Source organism: Deltaproteobacteria bacterium (genome assembly GCA_026712905.1).
In the GTDB taxonomy this organism is placed as follows: domain Bacteria; phylum Desulfobacterota; class Binatia; order UBA9968; family JAJDTQ01; genus JAJDTQ01.
In genome coordinates, this window is record JAPOPM010000044.1 from 1 (window position 1) to 7,378 (window position 7,378).

At 58.5% G+C, this 7,378-nt stretch carries 9 protein-coding genes and 2 pseudogenes; 5 read left to right on the plus strand and 6 right to left on the minus strand.

All coding sequences use genetic code 11. The annotated features are described in order from the left end of the window. Positions 1 to 538: 538 nt before the first annotated feature. The 4 genes from OXF11_03455 (at position 539) to OXF11_03470 (ending at position 2,100) form a co-directional block, all read left to right on the plus strand. Positions 539 to 667, plus strand: a complete 129-nt coding sequence (locus OXF11_03455; GenBank protein MCY4486157.1) for a hypothetical protein — start codon at positions 539 to 541, stop codon at positions 665 to 667. A gap of 302 nt (positions 668 to 969) precedes the next feature. Continuing rightward, a complete protein-coding gene (locus OXF11_03460; GenBank protein MCY4486158.1) occupies positions 970 to 1,128 on the plus strand; it encodes a hypothetical protein in 159 nt (52 codons plus the stop codon). Continuing rightward, complete coding sequence (locus OXF11_03465; GenBank protein ID MCY4486159.1) at positions 1,125 to 1,397, plus strand: hypothetical protein; 273 nt, start codon at positions 1,125 to 1,127, stop codon at positions 1,395 to 1,397. The genes OXF11_03460 and OXF11_03465 overlap by 4 nt, the downstream gene beginning before the upstream one ends. 205 nt (positions 1,398 to 1,602) lie before the next feature. Continuing rightward, on the plus strand, positions 1,603 to 2,100 hold the full coding sequence (locus OXF11_03470; protein MCY4486160.1) for a hypothetical protein: 498 nt from the start codon (positions 1,603 to 1,605) through the stop codon (positions 2,098 to 2,100). Positions 2,101 to 2,428: 328 nt separating this feature from the next. On the opposite strand, the gene tcmP is transcribed toward OXF11_03470, so the two are convergent. From tcmP to OXF11_03500, 6 genes and pseudogenes are all read right to left on the minus strand, one after another. Then, entirely contained in the window at positions 2,429 to 3,529 is a 1,101-nt protein-coding gene (gene tcmP / locus OXF11_03475) for a three-Cys-motif partner protein TcmP (GenBank protein ID MCY4486161.1), read from the minus strand. Continuing rightward, a pseudogene (locus tag OXF11_03480) lies at positions 3,507 to 4,264 on the minus strand (phage Gp37/Gp68 family protein). Before OXF11_03480 ends, tcmP begins: the two are co-directional and overlap by 23 nt. Before the next feature lie 2 nt (positions 4,265 to 4,266). Continuing rightward, complete coding sequence (locus OXF11_03485; GenBank protein ID MCY4486162.1) at positions 4,267 to 4,689, minus strand: hypothetical protein; 423 nt, start codon at positions 4,687 to 4,689, stop codon at positions 4,267 to 4,269. Between the two features lie 122 nt (positions 4,690 to 4,811). Beyond that, positions 4,812 to 4,940, minus strand: a complete 129-nt coding sequence (locus OXF11_03490) for a hypothetical protein (GenBank protein MCY4486163.1) — start codon at positions 4,938 to 4,940, stop codon at positions 4,812 to 4,814. A 132-nt stretch (positions 4,941 to 5,072) separates the two neighbouring features. After that, positions 5,073 to 6,158 carry a site-specific DNA-methyltransferase gene (locus OXF11_03495; GenBank protein ID MCY4486164.1) on the minus strand — a complete coding sequence of 362 codons (1,086 nt, stop codon included), beginning with the start codon at positions 6,156 to 6,158 and terminating at the stop codon, positions 5,073 to 5,075. A 44-nt stretch (positions 6,159 to 6,202) separates the two neighbouring features. Further along, a pseudogene (locus OXF11_03500) lies at positions 6,203 to 6,823 on the minus strand (IS1595 family transposase). 334 nt (positions 6,824 to 7,157) lie between these two features. Between OXF11_03500 and OXF11_03505 the strand changes: the two are divergent. Continuing rightward, positions 7,158 to 7,378: Arm DNA-binding domain-containing protein (locus OXF11_03505; GenBank protein ID MCY4486165.1), on the plus strand; the 221-nt coding region annotated here is incomplete at its 3' end.

The window sequence follows — 7,378 nt, forward strand, 5'->3', positions numbered from 1 at the left end:
CCGCCTCTGCACTGATCGATGCCGTCCATGCGGAGATTCGCGACAGGATCGATGGTAACGCGATTCACGATGAGGGTAAGGATGCCGGAACACAACTCGGCAGGTACACACGGTGCCGTCGGAGCGACTGATTTCAACTCTGGGGTGACCCGCCCGACCACCACGCGCTTGTTGTTGGCCGCCTGCGCCCGCCCTTGCCGGCGCGGGAGTTTACCACGAAGGCCTTGGCGCCCGCGGGATGGACACGCACACCGGAACCCGTGAGCTTGCCGGCCCAGGCGATCCGGCTATCCAGGGCTTGTCTTCGGGCTCAAGGGCGTCTACAGGACGCTTGGACAGGGTGAGGTTGACACTGGCCGTGTATTCGGCCAACGTGCTTTGATCTTCCATAACCACGGAAACGCGGATATCCTTCAATCCGAATGACATTCGGACCATCCGGCTGGTGTGCAAAAATTGTGGCCAAGAGACGGCCTGGAATAAGCCGGGCGGGAAGGCCGTTCCGACCCGTTGCCCGTGGTGCGACACAGCATGGCAGATGGCCGATCAACGGGTGATGCAGTGGCTCAATGACTTCATCCAGTTGACCGGCCAGACGGAAGTTCTCTTTGGTCAGTCGGCCGTTGAATTGAAGCTCGAACTGAGCTTCAGCCGGAAGGACTCATGAAACGCACGCGAGTGGTAGAGCTGGTGAAATCGACCTACCAGCCCCCTCCGAAGGGAAGGGCTACATGAATCCAGCCGTCTGGCTCTTGATGGGATGGGTTGTCGTGACTCCGGTCAAGACAGATTTTGTGACCGTGAACAGTCGCGGGCTGAACATCTACCAGCACGACACCCGCGCCGACTGTTTCGAGAGGCCCGCCGTCCTTGAAGACCTGGTGTCTATGGATGACGATTCGGGTATCCGCGACGTGGTGGGCCAGAACCTAAAGCGCCGCACCCTGCCCGCCCGTCTCCCGCGAGAAATTGGACGCGTTGATTGCAGAGCACTTCCAGGGGCGTCTGCTCGCCCCTTTGCCGCCTGTCCACGTCTCCGATCTTCAAGGGGGCCTGGTGTTCAACGCCGACGCCAAGTTCCGCGCCTTCTGCGTCAAGTTCGATCCCGACGATTACCGTGACGCGTGACTTTGGCCACTATCTTCTATAATTCACAAATCAAAGCCTCATCACTCCACAAGCTGGCTATCATCAATGACGACGACGTCATCGCGGTGCGCGCAGCGCGCACACGTCTTTCGGAAGACCTGCACGCGTCACCCGAAACGATCAATCCGAGCGAAACAACCCATGCTGAACTGTTAAAGGAACTTGAAAAGCTTGAGGCTTGGCTCAAGGATGTGAGGGAAAGGCGGAAAACGGCGCGGGAACCCACCGTACCCCATTCCATATCGTGAGCCGCGTCGGTCGGGACGCGCCGATCAACGTTGGAGATCCTCTCGACCGGTGGCTCCCATGGCCAATCGCAGTATCCCGCCCCGCGGCTGCGGTGGAACCAGCTTTGCTGGACATCCGGGATGACCTGTCGGAGGCCGGACCCTGATCGTCCTTGACGGCGCCCAGTCACCAACCAGCGTTATCTTTGGCGACCAAGGAATGCCTATGGACTCAATGAACTCTATTGCATCAAGCGCGCTCGCGGGTGTTATCGCGGCCTTGACGGCTACGGCCATTCTCGGGGCTGCTAGTTACATTCGCCGGCGTGCGGCGAGACGCCAGGCCATCAGGCACCTTCAACACTTGTTCACTCACGCGAGAGAAGGCGTGATGCAGGCGGAAGAAGAACGCCTTGAATCGACAAACCAGAGAATTCCTGCGAATGCCCTTCGCGCTGCCCGGTACAACGCGATGTTGAAGGAACTGGAAGTCGCTCTGGACAAATGGTCCACGGCTCTGTCGTACGATCAAAGGGAGGAGATCATCGAAGCCTTAGACTGGTACAATCTGAGGACCTTTTCGGTCGAAAAGGATTGGCCGGGAAGGGTGAAGTTGAAGAAAATTCCCGATGGGGTCTGGGTAGGGGATTTGTGCTCGGAAACCGCTCAGGAAAAATTCCAGAACCTCAAATCGATTAAGTGGCTGAAACTGACCTACGAATAGTCGATCCTCCTCGGAAACCGACGAAGCGTTCGAGCGCGACCGGCGTTTAATTTGCGGCGGTACGCGGCGCGATTATTCGGCACCTCCCAGGAGAATCCTGTCGACGGGCCGAGTTTCCGGGCATCACGCTCGATCTTCTTCCGCCTCCGGCAGTATTGCCGCTATCCGCAGGTACTATCATCGACGAGAAATACCGGGGAGTAGCAGCGTTGAAGGCAACGCAACTCGGTCGGTGGAACGCAACCACCTCAAGGATCTCGACCGCGGCTTTCCGTCCGGATTGAGAATTTGAAACTCTCTTTCCTTGCAGAGTTCCACAACAATCCGGTCAAGATCGCAAAAACGAGCGGCTGTCCGATTTGCAAGCAGGTGTCGTAAGGTGTCGATGGTTACTGGTTGTTCCGATACCAGACTGAACAGTTCGCACGGGAGCGACTCCAAAAGCTGCTCTTGCATCAGATGGTGATCGAGTTCGTGGAATCGAAACAAAGGAAGGGTTCCTGGGTCCTTCAATGTGTCCCAGCCGAGCATATCGAAATCGCCAGTGCCATAATGCTCGAAAGTGTTGTGGATCTCCCAATGCTGTTGAATCATGACATCCCGAGCCTTGGGATGTCGTGACAGATGGAGGAACCACAGCGCGCGGCGCGATCCCTTCGGGGCGAATAAAGAAAGGAGTGTCGTAGGTTGCTCCGGTTACGAAGCGAGCTTGATCGCGAAGCAACCTTTGAGCAAACGCCCTACCACCTTCGCCATCTTTGTGTCGGAGCAGGTCTTGGATCTGCGAGGCGGACAATTGTAGCGGCTTGACGGCCGTTTCGAACTGCGGCGTCGGTGCCACATGGTTGACAAGGGCGTCTGCCGCGAAGGTCAGTATGACTTCCGCCGCAGGTAGTTCATTGAAGATGCGAGAGACGAGTGCCAGTTCCACTTGAGAGAAGCCGGTTTGATCGAGAAGAAAGATGGCTCGGCCGGAACGGGGCTGCCTCTGGCGAATCGAGTTGAGAATACCTTCAAGTTCGTTCTCGAAGAGACCGTTTCGGACGACAATCCTGTCATTGTCAACATTGTAGCCGTGCTCAACGAGAGCTTTCCGAAGGTGATCCGTGTGGGCCTGTTCCTTGTCAACAAAGTAAAACTTGCAGTCGATGTGCAGCGGCTTGAAGCGTGTTTGGTTCAACCTGTTCTTCGCTGCCGTTGCTTCTTCCAGCATGGTCAAGGGAGTGCCGGAAAGAACAGTGTCTTCATCCAGAAAAGTACCTCCTCCGGCGAACCCGTCAATGAGATCGAGTTTAAACTCCTCACGGTGCGGGTTGACGTTCAGCGTGTCGAAATACGCCCGAAGGTAACGGCGCAAAACCTTCAGTTTGGCCTTGCTGTGCGCTTCGATGCGAGGTGGCGCCTCGTCAGGATGCCACTTGAAGGACATGATCGGTTCTTCCCGCGGGGTGCTCGGGCATGGCGTTGTGCTCCACCCCTTCCAGTTCCCGGCCGCCAGCCTTGGGTGTTTGTCCACCCCACTGCTTGAAAAAGAAGGGTATGCCGGCCCGCGCGCAGCGATCCCGGATATCCCGGACCCACTCGGGCCGCATCGGCCGGGCCTGTGGCCCGCTTTCACCACCAACTATGACCCAGGATATCCCTTCGAGATCAATGTCGCCAACCGGACCCAGAAGTGGTTCGATCGAGAGGAACCGAACGCTAAGGGGAGCTTTCCGTAGGTGTTGTATTCTGGCGTTAGCGGAGTTGTCTTCAACGGATACACCGCACCAAATGTGATCGGGAGCCAAACCGTCAGTGTACCTGTGCCGTAGCTTCTCATCAGCGAGCTGCGCTTCGTCAGAATCTGATAGACGTGCCGGTTGGCGGTTTCCATCGTGTCGAATACCTGGTCGATGAAATGGCGCTCGACGCGTTTGTGAAAAAGGTCACTCATCGAGTTAACAAAGATCATTCGCGGTTTGCGCCATCGGGCGGGTTGATCCAGTCGTGATGGCCACACGCGAAGATCGAATCCCTGCTCGTAGGGATGCCCGGTCACGCCTCGCCATCGCTCGGCGAACCGCGCCGCATAGCAATTGTCACAACCGCGCGTGATCTTCGTACATCCGGTGACCGGATTCCAGGTTGCGTCAGTCCATTCGATCGCCGAATTGGCACCCATGTTCAGCGGCCAATCCGGTACGGTTCAATACCTTTGAGGAGCGCCTTTGTTGGGGAAGGCCACGAAACAAGGCCGTCTCGTCGCCACGCCTCATTTTCGAGCGCCGGCGTTCTCTCGCCGACAATGTCCCGGAGTTTGTCGTGCTCAAGGAGATACCAATCTTCATTGACCGGAAAGGCGGTCCACAACCCTTTGTTCTCGTACTTCTTGTCGACTGTTAAACGGGTTTTCAGCCGTACGGGGATCTGGTCGTCGCTTGGCATGTGGTATGCCAAGAAATCCGCACCGTTCGAGTCACCAGTCAGCCTGATGCAGTTGAATCCATAGTCGGCGAGGACCGCCGACACCTTTTGAAAGTTGTATACCCTTTTTCCCCTGGTGTTGAGGGAAGCGTAGTTGACCCGCTCCCATCCTAATCCAGCCATCCGTAGTCCTCCTGTGCCAGTTTCAGCCCGGTCAAGTGCCGAGACCCGCAAGGCCAATTGATGTTCCCTGAGCGACGCTGCCGCTGGCCGCGAATCTATTCCGACAAGTTTAACAGAACTGTCTATTGCCCCGCGACCTCGACGATGCTGCTCGAAATGCGGTTGGCAGCGGACTTGACGGGATCGTTGGCGAGATGGGCATAGCGGGCGGTGGCCTGAACTTTGTTGTGACCGAGCAGGCTCCCGATCATGGGCAGGCCCTCGCCGACCAGTACCGACCGGACTACGAAAGAACACTGTGTAACCTTGGGCTTTGGGACGTTCTGAATTGGAATTGTACGCTTTTGGACTGCATGCTACGCTGACCGGGCGTGACTGATCGGCTACAGTTTCATGTTCATCTGCCCCGTGGCGATCTTGGAGCCCAGCCGCGTAGGCGTCTCGAACATCTTGCCGTCTTCAAGAATGTCCTTGGCCGTCAGGAACTGGATGCGATCATAGGCCACGTCGTTGTAGGTGTATTGCCGGGCTTCGGCCGCTTCCGTCTTCATGGCCTTGGTCGATTCCCGGAGAGACAGGAACCCGGCCATTTCCGTGTCCGGCTCGCGCTCAAGCACACCGCGCAAGTCTCGAACGTCCGTGGGCCGCACGGCTCCGCCCTTCACGGACATGACCATAGCCCGCAAGCCTTGGTGCGTCTCGAAGTAGAGCCGTCCGTCTATGCCCCGGTCAGCGGTCTTCTTGGTCGGGAACGCGCCCACGCGCTCCACAATCCAGTGCTCGAACTGGAACGGGTTCTTGTTGAACAGTTCCTGGGCCTGCTCTACGCTCACGGGAATCCCGTCTACCTCGAAGTGCTCACCTTCTACCTGCTGGTAGCGTTCTGCGAGCACCTCACGCATGAGCCGCACCGCGAGGATAGCAATGTCGCAACCGATCCACTGACGGCCCGTCTCTTGAGCCGCATAGACGGTGGTTCCGCACCCGCAGAAGGGGTCATAGATCACGTCTTCGGGGTTGGAACTGGCTTCGATAACCCGTCGAAGTAACGCTATGGGCTTTTGCGTCGGGTAACCGAGTCGCTCCGGGGCCAAGTTATGGATGGGGCGGATATCCGTCCATACGTCCTGCAACGGAACCCCCGGCTGTTTGTCAAGGTAGAGCTTCAGACGTGGCATCCCACCCTTTCGTTTTGGCCAATGGAGCTTACCCTCGGCGTCCAGCTTGTCCAAATCGGCGGGCCTTTTGGCCCAGTGTCTACCTTTCGAAGTGATGTCAATCCCCCGCCACGGCTGGCCGGTCTCGCCGTCCCGAGTCCCGGCGCCGGTCAGGTCGGCTCGGGACCACCGCCGACCATCCGGGTCCTGATGCGGATAGAATGTGTCGATGTAAGCGTCGTCATAAGCCTGGTGGGTTGCGTTCCAAGTATACTTTGCGGTTTTGGAATAGAGCAGCAGCGTATCATGCACCGGGCCGGGCCGGTGTGCCGCGCTATGGGCGCTTGGCCGATGAACTTGGAGAGTCCGAGGGAAGACAACTGGCCGGGGTTCGCGGGTTGCGCGATCACCCGCCCGTTGCGCTCCACCATGCCGATGACGGGAGTTTTCCGGGTGCCGCGGCCACGCTTGTTCTTAGGCGGGAGCGGATCGAGGAAGTTGTCTATGGAGCCGTCAGGCTTGCCGTGTCGGTTGCCCTTGCGAGGCTTCCCGCCCACGTAGGTTTCGTCCGCTTCCACGATCCCGTGCATGAGCTTTTCCTGCTCGGGGTCCTTGGCCATCGCCAACCGGATTCGGTGCATCATGCTCCAGACGGTGGGACGGCGGATGCCCGTGTCGCGGGCGATCTGGCACGCGCTGGCGGACTTCTTGGCGTTCAGCATGAGCGCCAGCACCATGAACCAGTCGCGCAACGGCTTGTGCGTTCCGTGGAAGGTCGTGCCGACCGTTACCGCGAAAGCCCGTGTGCATTTCCAGCACTGCCACCGGCGCATGGCTCGGTCGCCGCTCGGATGCTTGCCAACGGACTCGCTCTTGCAGTAAGGACAGGTGGGACGGTCGCGCCACCGGACTTTTTCAAGGTACTCGATGGCTTGCTCTTGCGTGGTGAAGGACTGGAAGACTTCGATAACGCTCATGGGATCACCTCGAACTGAAGATGATCCTACTACAACCGGCCTACGTTGTCAAGTCCAAAAGCGTACAATTCGGTTCTGAATTCCTGATAGGGCTTGCGCCGCCGCCTCACGCCGACTACAACCGACGGCGCTACCAAGCCAGTCGGTTCCTATTCTTCTACGGATTGGGAGCGAAATTGGCAGGATTCGAGATTCCGGCAGGGAACGCGATCTGGATTTCCAAGCAGTCGGTGGACGCACTGACGGTCGAGCACGGCGACGCGGTCTTCTGGGACCGCGACCTCAAGGGTTTCGGGGTTTCGTTTCGAGTTCCGAGGTCGAAGGAAATTCCCCCATGCCCACGCGCCAACCCGTCAAGCTCACCAAGCGCGCCGTCGATGCGCTATCCGTGGAGTCCGGCGACACCGTGGTCTGGGACCGGGACCTGCCGGGGTTCGGCATTCGGGTGTATGCCTCGGGCCGCAAGGTCTGGTGCGTGCAGACCCGGGGACCGGCCGGGGGGCCGAAGCGCTTCGCGCTCGGCCGCTACGGGAACCTGACACCAGACGACGCCCG